Genomic DNA, 15,061 nt, shown 5'->3' on the forward strand with positions numbered 1-15,061 from the left:
CTTACTTGCCGCTGGCTTTTTCGAGGTCATCGAAGAGCTCGTCGGCGGTGGCAAAGCGGGCGCGGTTGCTCTTGATAATCTCTTCGGCCTCGGCCATTGCCGCAAGCGTGGCGGCGTTAGGTGTCCTGGAGCCGAACGGCAGTGTCTTGTCGTCGATAACATGGCTAAGGAACATGCGCACCGCATCGGGGAGGGTTAGACCCATCGCCGCCAGTGTTTCGATCGCCTGCGCCTTGGTCGTTTGGTCCACACGGACGCGTATTGTGGTCGTCGTTGAAGCAGTCATGATGACTTCCCTGATTGTGCATCTCAAGACCATGTTATCGCGCACGGGGCGTCACCGTAAACCGGGATTCGATTGAACGCCGGCCCATCTTTCCAAGTGCAGAAAGCCGGTTCACCGCCTTGATCCCGAACAAAGCAATGGCTCGGCAATATTGATCGCAGCGTGCCACCAGCCGCATTAGCATAGTTGAAATGCTTCGTTGCCGCGCCAAACGCGCGCCGATAAGCTGGGTGCTCGATCATCACCCGCTCACCGCCATGGCCGCCGTCCTCGATACCCGTTTCGACATCGTCCCGTTCGACGCCCCGCTGGGCGCGGCCATCACCGGCCTCGACCTGTCCGTTCCGCTGAGCAGGGAAGATTTCGCCCTGATCCACCGCGCCCACCTCGACCATCATGTGCTGGTGTTTCGCGACCAGCACATCACGCCGGCCCAGCAGGTGGCCTTCAGCCGCCGCTTCGGCCCGCTGCAAATCCATGTGCTGCGCCAGTTCCAGCTGCCCACCCAGCCGGAAGTGCTGATCATTTCCAACGTCAAGGAAAACGGCCAGCCGCTCGGCCTGGGCGACGCCGGCCATTTCTGGCATTCGGACCTGTCGTACAAGGCCGTGCCCAGCCTGGGCTCGATGCTGCACGCGCAGGAGTTGCCGCAAGACGGAGGCGATACCCTGTTCGCCAACCAGCACCTGGCCTGGGACCAGCTGCCCGGCTACCTGCGGCGCGCCATCGACGGGCGCAGCGCCGAACACAGCTACCTGGCCAAATATGCCGAACTGCAGAAACGCAGCCCGTGGCGCCCCGACCTGACCCGCGCCCAGATCGACGAAGTGCGGCCGGCGGTGCATCCGATCGTGCGCACCCATCCGGAAACCGGACGCCGCGCCCTGTTCGTCAGCGAACATTTCACCACCCGCGTGATCGGCCTGCCCGACAGCGACAGCCGCGCCCTGCTCGACGAGCTGTTCGCGTTCAGCACCCGGCCCGAATTCATTTACCGCCACCAGTGGCAGGCGCGCGACATGGTGTTCTGGGATAACCGCTCGGTCATGCACCTGGCCGCCGGCTGCCCGGAACACCAGCGCCGCCTGCTGTACCGCACCACCATCGAAGGCAATGCGCCGTTCTGACCCACGCCAAAGGAAACCACCATGAAGCTGTTGAACAAGGCCGCCTGCGCCCTCGCCTGCGCCGCCGCGCTGGCCTGCAACCCGGCCCGGGCCGAAGGGCGCATCCGCATCGCCGAGCAGTTCGGCATCGTGTACCTGCTGCTGAACGTGGCGCAGGACCAGAAGCTGATCGAAAAGCATGGCCGCAAGCAGGGCGTGGAGATCGACGTGGACTGGGTCAAGCTGTCGGGCGGGGCGGCGATCAACGATGCGCTGCTGTCGGGCTCGATCGATATCGCCAGCGCCGGCATCGGCCCCCTGCTGACCGTGTGGGACCGCACCGCCGGCAAGCAGAACGTCAAGGGCGTGGCATCGCTGGGCAACTTTCCGTATTACCTGATCAGCACCAATCCGAACGTCAAGACCATCGCCGACCTGAGCGAGAAAGACCGCATCGCGCTGCCGGCGGTCACGGTGTCGGTGCAGGCGCGGATTTTGCAAATGGCGGCGGCGAAACAGTGGGGCACGGCCGAGTTCAAGAAGCTCGACCGCCTCACGCAGGCACTGCCGCATCCGGACGCGGCCGCCGCGATCATTGCCGGCCAGACCGAGATCAATGCCCATTTTGCCACCCCGCCTTATCAGGAGCAGGAACTGGCGGCCAATCCCAAGGCGCACATCGTACTCGACTCCTACGAGGTGCTGGGCGGCCCGGGTTCGTCGACGGTGCTGTACGCCACCGAGAAATATCTGAAGGACAATCCGAAAACGTACCGCGCTTTTGTCGATGCGCTGGCCGAGGCCGCGCAGTTCATCAGCGCCAGCCCCGAAGCGGCGGCCGACGCCTATGTGCGCGTGAACAAGAGCAGCATCGACCGCGCCCTGCTGCTCAAGGTCATCAAGAATCCGAAAGTGCAGTTCCAGGTGGCGCCGCAAAACACCTTCGGCCTGGCGCAATTCCTGTTCCAGGCGGGCGCCCTCAAAAAGCAGCCGGCCAGCTGGCGCGATTACTTTTTCCAGAGCCCGGCCGTGGCCTCGGGGAGCTGACATGGACGTGCACCGCTTCCCCATGGCGCCCGGCGAAGCGCTGCTGCGCGCCGAGGGCGTCACGCTCGAGTACCGCAGCGGCGCGGCCACCGTGCGCGCCACCGAGAATGTCAGCTTCGAGGTGCACCGGGGCGACCGCCTGGTGCTGCTGGGACCGTCCGGCTGCGGCAAGTCGACCCTGCTCAAGGCGATCGCCGGCTTCATCACGCCGCGTGCCGGCAGCCTGACCCTGGACGGCCAGCCGATCCTGCGCCCCGGCCCGGACCGCTTCGTAGTGTTCCAGGAATTCGACCAGCTGCCGCCCTGGAAGTCGGTGCTCGGCAATGTCATGTTTCCTCTGCTGGCTGGCGGCGTGGCCAGGGCCGAGGCGCGGGCGCGCGCCCTGCACTGGATTAACAAGGTCGGCCTGTCGCCGTTCGCCGACGCTTTTCCGCACACCTTGTCGGGCGGGATGAAGGCGCGCGTGGCAATTGCGCGGGCGCTGGCGATGCAGCCGGCCATCCTGCTGATGGACGAGCCGTTCGCCGCCCTCGACGCGCTCACGCGCCGCAGCATGCAGGAGGAACTCCAGACCTTGTGGGAAGAAATCCGCTTCACGATGCTGTTCGTCACCCATTCGATCGAGGAAGCGCTGGTGGTGGGCAACCGCATCGTGCTGCTGTCGCCCCATCCGGGCCGCGTGCGCGCCGAACTGAACAGTCACCAGTTCGACCTGGGCAGCGCCGGGGGCGCGGCGTTCCAGGCGGCCACCCAGCGCATCCACCGCTTGCTGTTCGGCGACGATGCGCTGGCCGTGCCAGCGCTTGAACCGGTGCACGCATGAACGCCCGGGCGCTGCCGCCGATCCGCCCGGAATACGTGGTGCCGTTGGTGCCGCCGGGTGCGCCGGCCTCAAGCGTGATCGACGACGCGCCGGCCCCGCTGCGCCGTGCCCTGCAGCACGCCTGGCTGCGCAAGTCCCTCTTGCTGCTGCTCCTGGCCGGCCTGTGGGAAGCGCTGGCGCGCTGGCAGGATAACGAGCTGCTGCTGCCGACCGCGCTGCAGACGGCGCGCGCGTTCGCGGCCGGCATGCTGTCGGGCGAATTGCCCGGCTACGTGGCGGCGTCGCTGGCGGTGCTGGTGCAGGGTTACGCGCTGGGCGTGGCCGGCGCTCTGGTGCTCACCTCGCTGGCGATCGGCAGCCGCATCGGGCGCGACCTGCTGGAAACCCTGACCGCGATGTTCAATCCGCTGCCGGCGATTGCGCTGCTTCCGCTGGCGCTGCTGTGGTTCGGCCTGGGCCGCGCCAGCCTGGTGTTCGTGCTGGTGCATTCGGTGATGTGGCCGCTGGCGCTGAACGCCTACGCCGGTTTCGGCAGCGTGCCGGAAACCCTGCGCATGGCCGGACGCAATTATGGCTTGAACGGGGCGCGGCTGGTGTTCCAGGTGATGATTCCGGCGGCGCTGCCGGCCATTTTGTCGGGATTGAAAATCGGCTGGGCGTTTGCGTGGCGTACCCTGATCGCGGCCGAGCTGGTGTTCGGGACGACCTCGGGCAAGGGCGGGCTCGGCTGGTACATCTTCCAGAGCCGCAACGAACTGTTCACCGACAAGGTGTTTGCCGGGCTGGCGGCGGTAATCGCCATCGGCTTGCTGGTCGAAGGCCTGGTATTCCAGACCCTCGAACGCCTGACGGTGCGCCGCTGGGGCATGCAGCGCCAGGCGCTGGGCACGCCTACATGACGATCTTGACCATCGGGTGGCCGTGCAGCGCGCGGTACAGGTCGTCGAGCTGGGCGCGGCTGGTGGCGCGCACGGTCACTGTCAGGCCGGTGTAATTGCCTTTCGGCGAAGGGCGCACTTCCATGCGGCCGATGTGAAACGTGGGGTCGAATTCGAGCACCACGTCGACGATGGTCGCCGCGAAATCCACGTGCGTGGCGCCCATCACCTTGATCGGGAAGTCGCTCGGGTATTCGATAAGGGATTCAGTCGGGTCCATACACCATCCAGTTCTAAAAAAAACAACACAAATAACAACACAGCAGTATTCCCGTCATGGAAACACCGGTTTCACGCTCTTGGTGACATTGTAGCCAAAAAAAGGCCAGCACTTGGCTGGCCTTGAACTATTCCCTTGGGGGGGAACAGGTGAGACTGGTACGGAGCCGGGCGGCTCAGCGAATATCTTGCTGCACGTTGTGGCGGCGATCCTGGCGTTCCTCGCGCGCGCGTTCGCGCTTGTCGGCCTGCTCGGCTTGACTCTGTTGCTGCTGCTGCACTTGCTGCGGTTGCGGCTGCGGTTGCGGCTGACGTGCCTGCTGCGCCTGGCGTGCCGCCGCTGCCTCGCGCTGCTGGCGTTCGGCGTCGCGCTGCTGGCGCTCGGCCTGCTGGCGGCGCTCGTTGTCGGCGTCGCGCGCCTGGCGTTCAGCCTGCTGCTGGCGCTCGGCCTGCTGGCGGCGCGCATTCTCGGCATCCTGCTGCTGGCGTTCAGCCTGCTGGCGGCGTGCATTGTCGGCGTCGCGCTGCTGGCGCTCGGCTTGCTGGCGGCGCTCGTTGTCGTGCTCGCGCTGTTGCCGCTCGCCTTGCAGACGGCGTTCGTGGTCGGCGTCGCGCTGCACCCGTTCGACCTGCAGGCGCAGGTTGGCGTCGCGCTGCTGACGCTCGGCCTGCTGGCGATTGTTGGCGTCGCGTTGCGCCTGCAATTGCGCTTCGGCGTCGCGCTGGCGCCGTTCATTGTCGATCGCTTGCTGGCGCTGGCCTTCGGCGCCGCGCAGGCGCTCCATCTCGGCCTCGCGCCGGCGATCGGCCAGCTCGGCTTCGCGCTGGCGTTGCTGGCCCTCGGCGACACGGCGGCTGTCCACCTCGACTTCGCGCATGCGGCGCTCGTTGGCCATGTCGCGCTCGCGCCGTTCGATTTCGGCTTCGCGCTGGCGCCGGTCGCGCTCGGCCAGGCTGCGCTGAGGCTCGCCGGTCGTAAGCACCTGCGGCGGCGTGCGCACGAAACGCTCGTTGTCGGACGGACGGCCATCGCGGCGGCTGTACGGCACCACCGGCTGGGCGCCGTTGGGCGGGACCGTGATGACGCGGCCCGGCCCGTTACGGTCGGGACGGCCATCGCCATCGCGGTCGAAACGGTTGGACCAGTTGCCCTGCGGGCGCGGCGGCGCGCCGAACGGGGCGTTTTGCGTGGACTGCGGCGTGAGCACGGGCCGCGGCGCGCGCGGCACCACGATCTGGCCGCGGCCGTCGAACAGGTTCAGGCCGACCACCGTCAGGCCGTCGCGCCGGCCCGGACGATAGTCGGGACGGGCATGGCGGTTGTGGTGGCGCAGGTGTTCCGGGCGCAGGTGGTAGCCCGGCACGTAGTTTTCGCCCGGATTGAGCGGATACCAGCCCTGCGCGGGCGCCGCGCGGCGAGCGCCGTGATCGTTGAAAGTGAGGTTCCAGTTATTGCCACCGACCCAGCCCACCAGCGCCGGGGCCCACACCGGACGCCCGATATTGCGGCCCGGCGCCCATGACCAGCGCTGCCTGACCATGACCCAGCGCCCGTAGTGCGAGGGCGCGTAGCCCCACGGCGCGTTGTCGACCCAGGTCCAGCCCCATGGCGCCAGGTAAGTCCAGCGGCCGTCGCGGTACGGCACCCAGTCGGCCGCCACGCGGCGCGGAGTCCACAGGGGGCCGTAGTCGCTGTCCTCGCGCCACTCGCCGTGCTGGTCGAGTTCTTCGTAGCCGGTCATTTCGCTGGTGACGTAGCGGTCGGACGTGGTGCGCCCGTCGCGCTGATCGCGCTGCAGGGCCCACTCGTCGAAACCGTCGCGTACCGCCAGCGCGGTGCGCACATCGTCTTCGTGCACGTCGACACGCTTGCCGGCGCGTACCGCCAGGCTGGAGCCGCCACCGTCGACCTGGGCCACGCCCTCGAACACCGACACGTTGGTGGTGTCGCGCACGCGTTCGGCATCGATGCGGATGCGGCCCACGTCCTTCATGCGGATCTGGCCTTGCGGGGTGGTGATTTCCAGGCCGCGCAGCACCTCGGCATTACGCACGCGGATGCTGGCGCTGCCGTAGTGCAGGCGCAGGCGCACGGTGTCGTCGTCGAGCTCGACGACTTCGAGCGAGGAGTCGCTGTCGAGCCGCACCGAGGTCGAGCCGATGCGGATTTCGGTGCGGCCGTCGCGTCCGGTGTTGATCTGGCTGCTGGAGGTCACCGGCCAGTTCACCAGCGCGGCCGTGGCTTCGTCGCCCACTTCGGAGCTGATATTGACCGGTCCCTGGGCCAGGGCGATGCGGCCCACGCGCGCGGGCGTATCGGCCAGCGCCAGCGTCGACAGGGCGGAAAACGCCAGCAGCATCACGGTTTTACAGAAAGGAATAGTCATACAAGCTCCAGGGGCGGACGAAGGACGTCGTCCACATGTAACGCGCGAGAGCGCGGGCGGACGACACGGGTTACAAACAGTTGCACATTCTGCGCTACTGTTACCTGTTGAGCAACTCAGCTGTGGTTGCCGCGCTTCACGAAAAACAGGGCGCCGCCGATGAACACCAGCACGGCGCCGAAAAAGCGGTTTTGCTTGCGCACGGCGCCGGCATCGCGGAAATAGTGCTGCATGGACGAGGCCAGGAAGGCGTAGCCGTGCATGACGATGGTATCGATGACCAGCATGGTGGCGCCGAGAATGACCAGCTGCGGCAGCAGCGGCAGGGTCTTCGAGATAAACGTCGGCAGCACCGCGACCATGAAAATGATGCCTTTGGGGTTGGTCGCATTGGTCAGGAAGCCCGTCAGCGCCCGCTTTTGCCAGGATGGATGGGCCGGCAAGGGTGCGCCGGCCTGGCCGGTGCCGGCCGCCACCGGGGCGCGCCACTGCTGCACGCCGAGGTACATCAGGTACAGCGCGCCGATGATCTTGACGATATTGAACGCCAGTTCCGAGGCCAGCAACAGCGAACCGACCCCGGCGCCGGCGATGGCGAACACCAGCAGCAAGCCGCATTGCAGGCCGGCCACGGTGGCGCTGGCCTTGCGCAAGCCGTAGGCCAGGCCGTGCGACATCGATAGCACGGCGCCCGAACCGGGCGAAATGGCGATCAGCGAACCGGCGATGACGAAGGCAATCCAGGTGGCAAGCGGCATGGGAATGTGGTGCGCAGTAAAGGGGGACCAGCAGGATACAACAAGATACGGGGCGATGCAGAAGGATGCGGCAGGATGCAAAAGACGGGAAAACACGCGGCAGCTGAAGCGGCGAAGCCGGTCTGGGACCGACGCCGCCGCTTCAGGCCGCGCACAGAGCCGCTTACTTCTTCTTCGGGTTGACCGCAGCCTTCAGGGTCGCGCCAGCCGAAAACTTAGGCGACTTCGACGCAGCGATCTTGATCGCTTCGCCAGTCGATGGATTGCGGCCCTTGCGCGCAGCGCGCTTGGCAACGGAGAACGTACCGAAACCGGTGATACCAACCGTGTCGCCTTTTTTCAGACGCTCGGTGATGATATCGATGATCGTGTTCACCGCGCTGTTGGCAGCTGCGCCGGACATTTCTGTACGCTTCGCAAATTCCGCAATCAGTTCGCCTTTTTTCATAAAAATCCTCCCGTGTTAAAAGAGCGGGAAGATTAGCATAATTATTGCCTAGTGTAATAAATTCCGAAGAGTACGCGCAAAAGTAACCCCCGCTGTGACTGGATCACGACGATATCGGGGGCTATCGTGCGCGGCCCGAAAAGCGCCGCGCGGGGGGGGGGCGCGATGCGCATCGGCGCATGCTGCGCGCGTGCGGCGGCAGGCAGCGGGCGGGCCGGCGGCGGCGCCGGCGCGCTTACTCGGCCAGTGCCGGCTCGGGGCGCACCTGCGGCAGGCGGGTGCGCAGGGCGGCGTTGATCAGGGTCTGGTAGCCCTTGCCGCTCTGCTCGGAGAGCGAGCGGAACTGCTGCAATACCTCGTCGTCGAGGTAGATGGTGATGCGCGTCTTGCGCTTGACCGGGCGGCCGGCGGTGTTGGCGGTGTTGGAAAAATCGTACTCGGATTTCATGGTTGCCTCGCTTTACATCGTATGGTTGGCTTGCGTGCGTGGAATCGGTCAGGGCAGGCCCGGATTACATGGAAAATTGCCGGGCCTTGCACTGATTTCACTATACGTACATGACACCGCGACAACGGCCGGAAAGCGACGAGTTGCAGATTCCGGGGGGTGAAACGCAAAAAGCCGGGCTGAACGGACTCGGGTTAAGATGCTCCCTTTCGACCAACTTTGGAGCAGGACAGATGGCTGCAAGCAGTTTACTGGCATTAATCGACGATATCGCGACCATCCTCGATGATGTCGCGGTGATGAGCAAAGTGGCGGCCAAGAAGACCGCCGGGGTGCTCGGCGACGATCTGGCGCTCAATGCCCAGCAGGTCACGGGGGTGAAAGCGGACCGCGAATTGCCGGTGGTATGGGCGGTCGCAAAGGGTTCCTTCCTGAACAAGGCGATCCTGGTGCCGGCCGCGCTGGCCATCAGCGCCTTCCTGCCGCAGGCCATCACGCCGCTGCTGATGATCGGCGGAGCCTACCTGTGCTTCGAGGGCTTCGAGAAGATCGCCCACAAATACCTGCACAGCCCGGCCGAGGACGCGGCGCACCACGAGCAGCTGGTCAAGGCGCTCAGCGACGAGTCGGTCGACCTGGTCGCGCTCGAGAAAGAGAAGATCAAGGGCGCGGTGCGCACCGACTTCATTTTGTCGGCCGAGATCATCGTCATCTCGCTCGGCACGGTCGAAAAGGCACCGTTCGGGCAGCAGGTGGCGGTCCTGACCACGATTGCCATCGTGATGACGGTTGGGGTGTACGGCCTGGTGGCCGGGATCGTCAAGCTGGACGACGCCGGCCTGTACCTGAGCGAACGCGCCAACGGCGCCGCGCGCGCCTTCGGCCGCCTGCTGCTGTCGGCCGCGCCCAAGCTGATGAAGACCCTGTCGGTGGTCGGCACGGCGGCCATGTTCATGGTCGGCGGCGGCATCCTGGAGCACGGCATCGGCGCGCTGCACCACCTGGTCGACGACGCGGCCACGGCAGCCGGCGCGGTGGCCGGCATCGGCCCGGTGCTCAAGGCGATTGTCCCGACCCTGATCGACGCCATCGTCGGCCTGATCGCCGGCGCCCTGGTGCTGGGCGTGGTGATGGGCGCCAAGCGCCTGTTCAAGGGCAAGCAGGCCAGCGGCCACGCTTGATCGTTGTGACGCGGCGGCCGTTCTGGCCGCCGCTACCGTCCGCCCGTCCAGGGTTGCCGCGTTTCTTACGCGGAACTGACGAAACTATCCAAACTGTTGTTATCAGATCTGCATAACCCCCTTCGGAATTGACTTTGCCATATCTTCGTCTCAGTATGGTTCGGCAAGATTTCCGCTATTCACATAACTGAGTTGATAGGTTGAGTTAAAACAAAATTAATATTTCACCAAGGGAGCAGGTATGCAGACAACATTCGCACCGAAGAAGCACGTATTGGCATTATCGATTGCAGCGCTGTTCGCCACCGGCGCGGCGATCGCCCAGGACGCAGCACCGAATGACACTTCAAATACCGTGGTCGTGACCGGCACCCGCGTAGCCAACCGCACCGCGCTCGACACCGCCTCCCCGGTCGACATCATCTCGGCCGAATCGCTCAAAAATTCCGGCACCACCGAAATCAACCAGGCCCTGGCCGTGGCCCTGCCGTCGCTGAACTTTCCGCGTCCTGGCCTGGCCGACGGCACCGACACCATCCGCCCCGCCACCCTGCGCGGCATGGCGCCCGACCAGACCCTGGTGCTGGTGAACTCGAAACGCCGCCATGCCTCCTCGCTGGTGAACGTGAACGGCACCATCGGGCGCGGCTCGGCCGCCGTCGACCTGAACACGATCCCGACCGCGATCGTCAAGAATATCGAAGTGCTGCGCGATGGCGCGGCCGCCCAGTACGGCTCGGACGCGATCTCGGGCGTGGTCAACCTGCGCCTGCGCAGCAACCGCGACGGCGGCGAAGCGACCATCAATTACGGCGCGCGCCTGACCGAATACGAATTCCTGACCGGCCCGGCCCCGGCCAACGCCACCTGGCAGGCGCAGAACTCGCGCAAGCGCACCGACGGCCAGACCGCCACGGTGAGCATGTGGAAGGGCCTGGCGCTGGGCGAAACCGGCTATCTGACCATCGCCGGCGAATTCAAGGACCAGAAGCACACCGAACGCAGCGGCTACGACATGCGCCAGCAGTACGCGCTGGTGGGCGGCGCGTACGATCCGCGCGAAAACACCATCAACCGCTTCAACACCTGGTACGGCGAGCCGGAAATGAAGCAGTCGACCCTGTTCGCGAATGCCGGCGACACGCTCGGCAACGGCGTCAAGGTCTACGGCTGGGCCAGCTACCAGAAGCGCGAAGCCAGTTCGGCCGGCTTCTTCCGCTGGTCCAACGATCCGCGCAACATCCCGTCGATCTACCCGGACGGCTTCATGCCGATCATCTCGCCGGTGGTGGACGACTTCGCCGCCACCGGTGGCGCCAGCTGGAGCATGGGCGAGTGGGAAATGGATACCTCGCTCGGCTACGGCAAGAACAAGATGGCCTTCACCATCGAAAACACCCTGAACCGCTCGATCGGCCCGAGCAGCAAGACCTCGTTCGACGCCGGCGGCTTCGAATACGACCAGCTGGTATTGAACCTGACCGGGGTACGCTCGGTGGCGCTGACCAGCCTGTCGTCGCCGCTGAACGTGGCGGTGGGCGCCGAGGCGCGCCGCGAAGGCTACAGCCTGTTCGCCGGCGAGCCCGATTCCTACCGCTTCGGCGGCCAGCTGCTGCCGAACGGCCAGCCGACCGCGCCGGGCGCGCAAGTGTTTTCGGGCTTCCGTCCGCAGAATGAATCGGATACGCACCGCACCGCCATCGGCGCCTTTGTCGACCTGGAAGCGAACATCACCCCATCGCTGCTGACCTCGGTCGCGATCCGCGGCGAGCATTATTCCGACTTCGGCGACAGCCTGGCCGGCAAACTCGCGGCCCGCTACGATTTCAGCAAGGCGTTCGCCCTGCGCGCATCGGTGCAGAACGGTTTCCGCGCGCCGTCGCCGCAGCAGCAGAACTTCACCTCGACGGCGACCAACTTCATCACCGGCGTGCCGTTCGAGATCACCACCTTCCGCCCGACCGATTCGGTGGCCGTGGCGCTTGGCGCCAAGCCGCTCGACGCCGAGAAATCGGTCAACGCCTCGCTCGGCGCCGTCATGCGCCTGGGCGGCGCCAACGTCACCATCGACGCCTACCGCATCAAGGTGCGCGACCGCATCGTGCTGTCCGAAAACCTCACGTCCGCCGATGTGCGCAATTTCCTGACCAAGCAGGGCTTCATCGGCGTGGGCGGCGGGCGCTTCTTCATCAACGGCGTCGATACCACCACCGATGGCGTGGACGTGGTGGTGAACTGGGCGGCCAATGGCGGCGCGGTCGGCAAGTTCGACTTCACGGTGGCGGGCAACTTCACCAAGACCGACGTGACCAAGGTTCCGGCCACAGCGCAACTGGCGGCGCTGCCGACCCCGACCCCGCTGTTCGACCGCCTCAACGTGCTGTCGCTGGAGCAGGGACAGCCGAAGAACAAGTTCAACGCCAGCACCAACTGGAAACTCGGCCAGATGGGCGCCACCCTGCGCGCCACCCGCTACGGCAAGGTGCTCTCGCCGAACGCCTCGCCGGCGCTGGACGTGACCCTGAACGCGAAAACCGTGATCGACCTGGAAGGGCGCTATGCCATGACCTCGAAGGTGAACCTGGCCTTCGGCGCGGAAAACCTGTTCGACAAGTATCCTGAATCGGTCGGCAATGCGCTCAATCCGAGCGGCAATGCGCCATTCCCGAACTACGCCGCGTTCGGACGTGGCGGGCGCTTCGTGTACGCGCGCGCCACCTACGCGTTCTGATGGGCGCGTAAGCTACAAGCCGCCGTTGCCGCCCATGCGGGAACGGCGGCGCAGCCGCGAGGCAGCCAGGCCATCGCGCACACGCCACCCGAGTGAGGCGATGGCCAGCCCGCTCAAGACCCAGCTGGCCCAGCCATGGTCCACGCGCACCAGTGCCGGCGGCAATGCCGCCCACGCCAGCAACTGCTGCCCCAGCAGCGCAAGGATGATCCCCAGGTTGACGAACAGCACCACGTGCGCCGCGCGTTCGGTCGGCGGCAGCGTGCGGATATCCACCTCCAGCACCTGGTCGACCGTCGAGATCGCCAATTCCAGTGCCAGCAGCGCGCCAATGACGCCGTGGCCGATGAGCGCGAGCAGAAAACCCGCTATCATCCCGACTCCGGTGCAGGCTAGTCGCGCCGGATCAGCAAGGCGCCCGCCGCCAGGCCCAGCCCGAAAGCGCCGTAGACCAGCGCCAGCGAGGGCTGCGACAAGCGTTTTTCGTAGCCGGGCTTGAGGCGCTCGGGCGTCATCTGGTAATCGACGAAGCAGGCCACGGCCGAGGCGGCGGTGGCCGCTTGCAAGGTGGCGATCGGATCTTTCCTGTCGAGCTGGCGGCCCATCAGGCGCTCGAACAGCACGGCCCAGAAGGTCGCGCTGGCATGGTGGATCAGGTAGCCGGTCAGGGTGTAGCGCAAGGAGGCGCCGTCGCGGTGCGCGGCCTTCTCGCCCCAGATCCAGTGGCTGATGGCATTGGTCGGGCCGAAGCTGCTGCCGTCGGTTGCCTTGCCCAGGGCGGCCAGGGCGGCGCTCGAGAGCAGGCTGGCGGTGGCCCCCGAGACGAGGCCGCGTTGGGTTGCAGATTTCCAGGTATCCATGAATGTCCTCGTGGAATTAAATGAACGTGTTGTGTTGGCTCTATTGGTATGAATGGTAAGGAGGTCGGATGCGCATATTGCTGACAGGAGCGAGCGGGTTTATCGGCAGGCATCTGCTGAACGTGTTGCTTGCCGAGGGTTACTACGTGGTTGCGGCTGTGCGCAAGCCGCCCGCCGCCACGCACGCACGCCTGCGCTATATCGAAGCCGACTTCGTCAAGGATACCGATAAATCGGTCTGGCTGTCGCGCCTGGACGGCATCGATGTGGTGATCAACACGGTGGGCATTTTTCGCGAGCACGGCAAGCACACCTTCGCCACGGTTCACAGCGATACGCCGCGCGCCCTGTTTGCCGCCTGCGTCGAATCGGACGACGTGCGCATGGTGCTGCAGCTGTCCGCGCTGGGCGCCGACCAGCAGGCCGAGAGCGCCTATCACCTGAGCAAGAAAGCGGCCGACGATTACCTGGCGCTGCTGCCGCTGCGTTCGGCCATCCTGCAGCCGTCCCTGGTGTACGGCAAGGACGGGGTCAGCGCGCGCGTGTTCCGCACCCTTGCCAGCATGCCCTTGTGCGCCCGTTTCGGCAGCGCGCCGCAACTGGTGCAGCCGATCCATGTGGACGACGTGGTCAGCGCCATCGCCAGCCTGATCCGGCGCCCGCTGCCGGTCGGCCCGGGCGGCGCCACGGCCCAGCGCATCGCCCTGGTCGGCCCGGTCGCCATGCCGTTCACCGATTATCTGGCGGCATTGCGCAGCGGCATGGGCCTGGGCAAGCTGCGCGTGCTGCGCTTGCCGGCCTGGTGCGGCAGCGCGCTGGCCGGGCTGGCGCGCCTGCTGCCGGGCAGCCTGCTCAACCGCGATGCCCTGCGCATGCTCGACCGCGGCAGCAGCGCCGATTCCGGCATGACGGTGCGCCTGATCGGCCGCCTGCCGCGCCCGGTCAGCAGCTTCATCGACGACCCCGCCGCCGAGCGCATGCAGGCCAAGCTGCACTGGCTGATGCCGCTGCTGCGCGTCTCCATCGCGGCGGTGTGGATTGCCACGGCGGCGGTGTCGGCCGGGCTGTATCCGGTCGAACAGAGCTACCAGTTGCTCGAACGCACAGGCGTGCCGCCCGCGCTGGCGCCGCTGATGCTGTACGGCGCCTGCGCGCTCGACCTGCTGATCGGCATCGGCATCCTGACCCTGAAACGGCGGCGCTGGCTGTGGGGCGCGCAACTGCTGCTGATCGGTTTCTATACGCTGGTGATCGCGTTCAAGCTGCCCGAATTCCTGCTTCATCCCTACGGTCCGCTGACCAAGAACCTGCCCATGCTGGCCGCCATCTGGCTCCTGTTTGAACTTGATGAGGAAAAATAATGGACTACACGATCGTCAAATGGCTGCACATCCTGTCATCGACCTTTCTGTTCGGCACCGGCATCGGCTCGGCCTTCTACATGCTGTTCACCAGCCTGAGCCGCGACGTGCGCGCCATTGCCGTGGTCAGCCGCCACGTGGTGCTGGCCGACTGGATTTTTACCACCACCACCATCATCGTCCAGCCGGTCACCGGCCTGTACATGATCTACCTGGCCGGCTACCCCTTGAGGAGCGCCTGGATTGCGTGGTCGTTCGCCCTGTATTTCTTTGCCGGCGCCTGCTGGCTGCCGGTGGTATGGATGCAGCTGCGCATGCGCGACATGGCCCAGGTGGCCGCGCGCGACGGCACCGAGCTGCCGCCCCTGTACTGGCGCTACCTGCGCTTCTGGGTGCTGCTGGGGATTCCAGCCTTCTTCGCGCTGGTCATCATCTTCTGGCTGATGGTGGCCAAACCCGTATGAGCGC

16 protein-coding genes are annotated in these 15,061 nt (G+C 65.9%); 8 read left to right on the top strand and 8 right to left on the bottom strand.

The window, feature by feature from the left end:
* Position 1: 1 nt before the first annotated feature.
* Entirely contained in the window at positions 2-286 is a 285-nt protein-coding gene (locus CR152_RS01495) for a type II toxin-antitoxin system RelB/DinJ family antitoxin (RefSeq protein WP_099881896.1), read from the bottom strand.
* 257 nt (positions 287-543) lie between these two features.
* Between CR152_RS01495 and CR152_RS01500 the strand changes: the two genes are divergently transcribed.
* Genes CR152_RS01500 through CR152_RS01515 form a run of 4 tightly spaced genes read left to right on the top strand, consistent with a single transcriptional unit; the run spans position 544 to position 4,161 of the window.
* Complete coding sequence (locus tag CR152_RS01500; RefSeq protein ID WP_099881898.1) at positions 544-1,413, top strand: TauD/TfdA dioxygenase family protein; 870 nt, start codon at positions 544-546, stop codon at positions 1,411-1,413.
* A gap of 21 nt (positions 1,414-1,434) precedes the next feature.
* Positions 1,435-2,439: an ABC transporter substrate-binding protein gene (locus CR152_RS01505; RefSeq protein WP_099873154.1), complete on the top strand. Its 1,005-nt coding sequence runs from the start codon at positions 1,435-1,437 to the stop codon at positions 2,437-2,439.
* Between the two features lies 1 nt (position 2,440).
* A complete protein-coding gene (locus CR152_RS01510; protein ID WP_099873156.1) occupies positions 2,441-3,262 on the top strand; it encodes an ABC transporter ATP-binding protein in 822 nt (273 codons plus the stop codon).
* Complete coding sequence (locus CR152_RS01515; protein ID WP_099873159.1) at positions 3,259-4,161, top strand: ABC transporter permease; 903 nt, start codon at positions 3,259-3,261, stop codon at positions 4,159-4,161. Before CR152_RS01510 ends, CR152_RS01515 begins: the two co-directional genes overlap by 4 nt.
* On the opposite strand, the gene CR152_RS01520 is transcribed toward CR152_RS01515, so the two are convergent.
* The 5 genes from CR152_RS01520 to CR152_RS01540 all read right to left on the bottom strand — a co-directional run bounded on the left by CR152_RS01520 (position 4,154) and on the right by CR152_RS01540 (position 8,460).
* Positions 4,154-4,420, bottom strand: coding sequence for a DUF493 family protein (locus tag CR152_RS01520; RefSeq protein WP_099873160.1), 267 nt, complete (start codon positions 4,418-4,420; stop codon positions 4,154-4,156). The genes CR152_RS01515 and CR152_RS01520 overlap by 8 nt on opposite strands.
* A 175-nt stretch (positions 4,421-4,595) precedes the next feature.
* Entirely contained in the window at positions 4,596-6,806 is a 2,211-nt protein-coding gene (locus CR152_RS01525; protein WP_157778279.1) for a DUF6600 domain-containing protein, read from the bottom strand.
* Between the two features lie 116 nt (positions 6,807-6,922).
* On the bottom strand, positions 6,923-7,564 hold the full coding sequence (locus CR152_RS01530) for a LysE family transporter (RefSeq protein WP_099873164.1): 642 nt from the start codon (positions 7,562-7,564) through the stop codon (positions 6,923-6,925).
* A gap of 163 nt (positions 7,565-7,727) precedes the next feature.
* The gene (locus CR152_RS01535; protein ID WP_054265369.1) at positions 7,728-8,012 is read right to left on the bottom strand and encodes an HU family DNA-binding protein; all 285 of its coding nucleotides are present in this window, start codon (positions 8,010-8,012) and stop codon (positions 7,728-7,730) included.
* A gap of 235 nt (positions 8,013-8,247) precedes the next feature.
* Complete coding sequence (locus CR152_RS01540) at positions 8,248-8,460, bottom strand: BrnA antitoxin family protein (RefSeq protein WP_099873165.1); 213 nt, start codon at positions 8,458-8,460, stop codon at positions 8,248-8,250.
* Positions 8,461-8,693: 233 nt separating this feature from the next.
* Between CR152_RS01540 and CR152_RS01545 the strand changes: the two genes are divergently transcribed.
* Both CR152_RS01545 and CR152_RS01550 read left to right on the top strand, forming a co-directional pair.
* A complete protein-coding gene (locus CR152_RS01545; RefSeq protein ID WP_099873167.1) occupies positions 8,694-9,641 on the top strand; it encodes a DUF808 domain-containing protein in 948 nt (315 codons plus the stop codon).
* Positions 9,642-9,882: 241 nt separating this feature from the next.
* Positions 9,883-12,372 (top strand): TonB-dependent receptor plug domain-containing protein, encoded by a 2,490-nt coding sequence (locus tag CR152_RS01550; protein ID WP_099873169.1) that lies wholly within the window; start codon positions 9,883-9,885, stop codon positions 12,370-12,372.
* 12 nt (positions 12,373-12,384) lie between these two features.
* Here CR152_RS01550 and CR152_RS01555 read toward each other — a convergent pair whose 3' ends face one another.
* Both CR152_RS01555 and CR152_RS01560 read right to left on the bottom strand, forming a co-directional pair.
* Positions 12,385-12,747: a hypothetical protein gene (locus tag CR152_RS01555; RefSeq protein WP_099873171.1), complete on the bottom strand. Its 363-nt coding sequence runs from the start codon at positions 12,745-12,747 to the stop codon at positions 12,385-12,387.
* 17 nt (positions 12,748-12,764) lie between these two features.
* Positions 12,765-13,232, bottom strand: coding sequence for a hypothetical protein (locus tag CR152_RS01560; protein ID WP_099873173.1), 468 nt, complete (start codon positions 13,230-13,232; stop codon positions 12,765-12,767).
* Between the two features lie 68 nt (positions 13,233-13,300).
* On the opposite strand from CR152_RS01560, the gene CR152_RS01565 reads away from it, so the two are divergent.
* Both CR152_RS01565 and CR152_RS01570 read left to right on the top strand, forming a co-directional pair.
* Positions 13,301-14,593, top strand: coding sequence for an SDR family oxidoreductase (locus CR152_RS01565; RefSeq protein WP_099873175.1), 1,293 nt, complete (start codon positions 13,301-13,303; stop codon positions 14,591-14,593).
* Positions 14,593-15,057: a DUF2269 family protein gene (locus CR152_RS01570; protein ID WP_099873177.1), complete on the top strand. Its 465-nt coding sequence runs from the start codon at positions 14,593-14,595 to the stop codon at positions 15,055-15,057. The genes CR152_RS01565 and CR152_RS01570 overlap by 1 nt, the downstream gene beginning before the upstream one ends.
* The last annotated feature ends 4 nt before the right edge of the window (positions 15,058-15,061 follow it).

The sequence above is a fragment of the Massilia violaceinigra genome (assembly GCF_002752675.1).
In the GTDB taxonomy this organism is placed as follows: Bacteria; Pseudomonadota; Gammaproteobacteria; order Burkholderiales; family Burkholderiaceae_D; genus Telluria_A; species Telluria_A violaceinigra.

Excerpts from the sequence above, each read along its gene's own strand:
- CR152_RS01515 (WP_099873159.1), top strand. The coding sequence starts at position 3,259 with ATGAACGCCCGGGCGCTGCCGCCGATCCGCCCGGAATACGTGGTGCCG.
- CR152_RS01535 (WP_054265369.1), bottom strand. The coding sequence starts at position 8,012 with ATGAAAAAAGGCGAACTGATTGCGGAATTTGCGAAGCGTACAGAAATG.
- CR152_RS01500 (WP_099881898.1), top strand. The coding sequence starts at position 544 with ATGGCCGCCGTCCTCGATACCCGTTTCGACATCGTCCCGTTCGACGCC.
- CR152_RS01560 (WP_099873173.1), bottom strand. The coding sequence starts at position 13,232 with ATGGATACCTGGAAATCTGCAACCCAACGCGGCCTCGTCTCGGGGGCC.
- CR152_RS01505 (WP_099873154.1), top strand. The coding sequence starts at position 1,435 with ATGAAGCTGTTGAACAAGGCCGCCTGCGCCCTCGCCTGCGCCGCCGCG.
- CR152_RS01565 (WP_099873175.1), top strand. The coding sequence starts at position 13,301 with ATGCGCATATTGCTGACAGGAGCGAGCGGGTTTATCGGCAGGCATCTG.
- CR152_RS01570 (WP_099873177.1), top strand. The coding sequence starts at position 14,593 with ATGGACTACACGATCGTCAAATGGCTGCACATCCTGTCATCGACCTTT.
- CR152_RS01495 (WP_099881896.1), bottom strand. The coding sequence starts at position 286 with ATGACTGCTTCAACGACGACCACAATACGCGTCCGTGTGGACCAAACG.
- CR152_RS01540 (WP_099873165.1), bottom strand. The coding sequence starts at position 8,460 with ATGAAATCCGAGTACGATTTTTCCAACACCGCCAACACCGCCGGCCGC.
- CR152_RS01530 (WP_099873164.1), bottom strand. The coding sequence starts at position 7,564 with ATGCCGCTTGCCACCTGGATTGCCTTCGTCATCGCCGGTTCGCTGATC.
- CR152_RS01550 (WP_099873169.1), top strand. The coding sequence starts at position 9,883 with ATGCAGACAACATTCGCACCGAAGAAGCACGTATTGGCATTATCGATT.
- CR152_RS01545 (WP_099873167.1), top strand. The coding sequence starts at position 8,694 with ATGGCTGCAAGCAGTTTACTGGCATTAATCGACGATATCGCGACCATC.
- CR152_RS01520 (WP_099873160.1), bottom strand. The coding sequence starts at position 4,420 with ATGGACCCGACTGAATCCCTTATCGAATACCCGAGCGACTTCCCGATC.
- CR152_RS01510 (WP_099873156.1), top strand. The coding sequence starts at position 2,441 with ATGGACGTGCACCGCTTCCCCATGGCGCCCGGCGAAGCGCTGCTGCGC.
- CR152_RS01555 (WP_099873171.1), bottom strand. The coding sequence starts at position 12,747 with ATGATAGCGGGTTTTCTGCTCGCGCTCATCGGCCACGGCGTCATTGGC.
- CR152_RS01525 (WP_157778279.1), bottom strand. The coding sequence starts at position 6,806 with ATGACTATTCCTTTCTGTAAAACCGTGATGCTGCTGGCGTTTTCCGCC.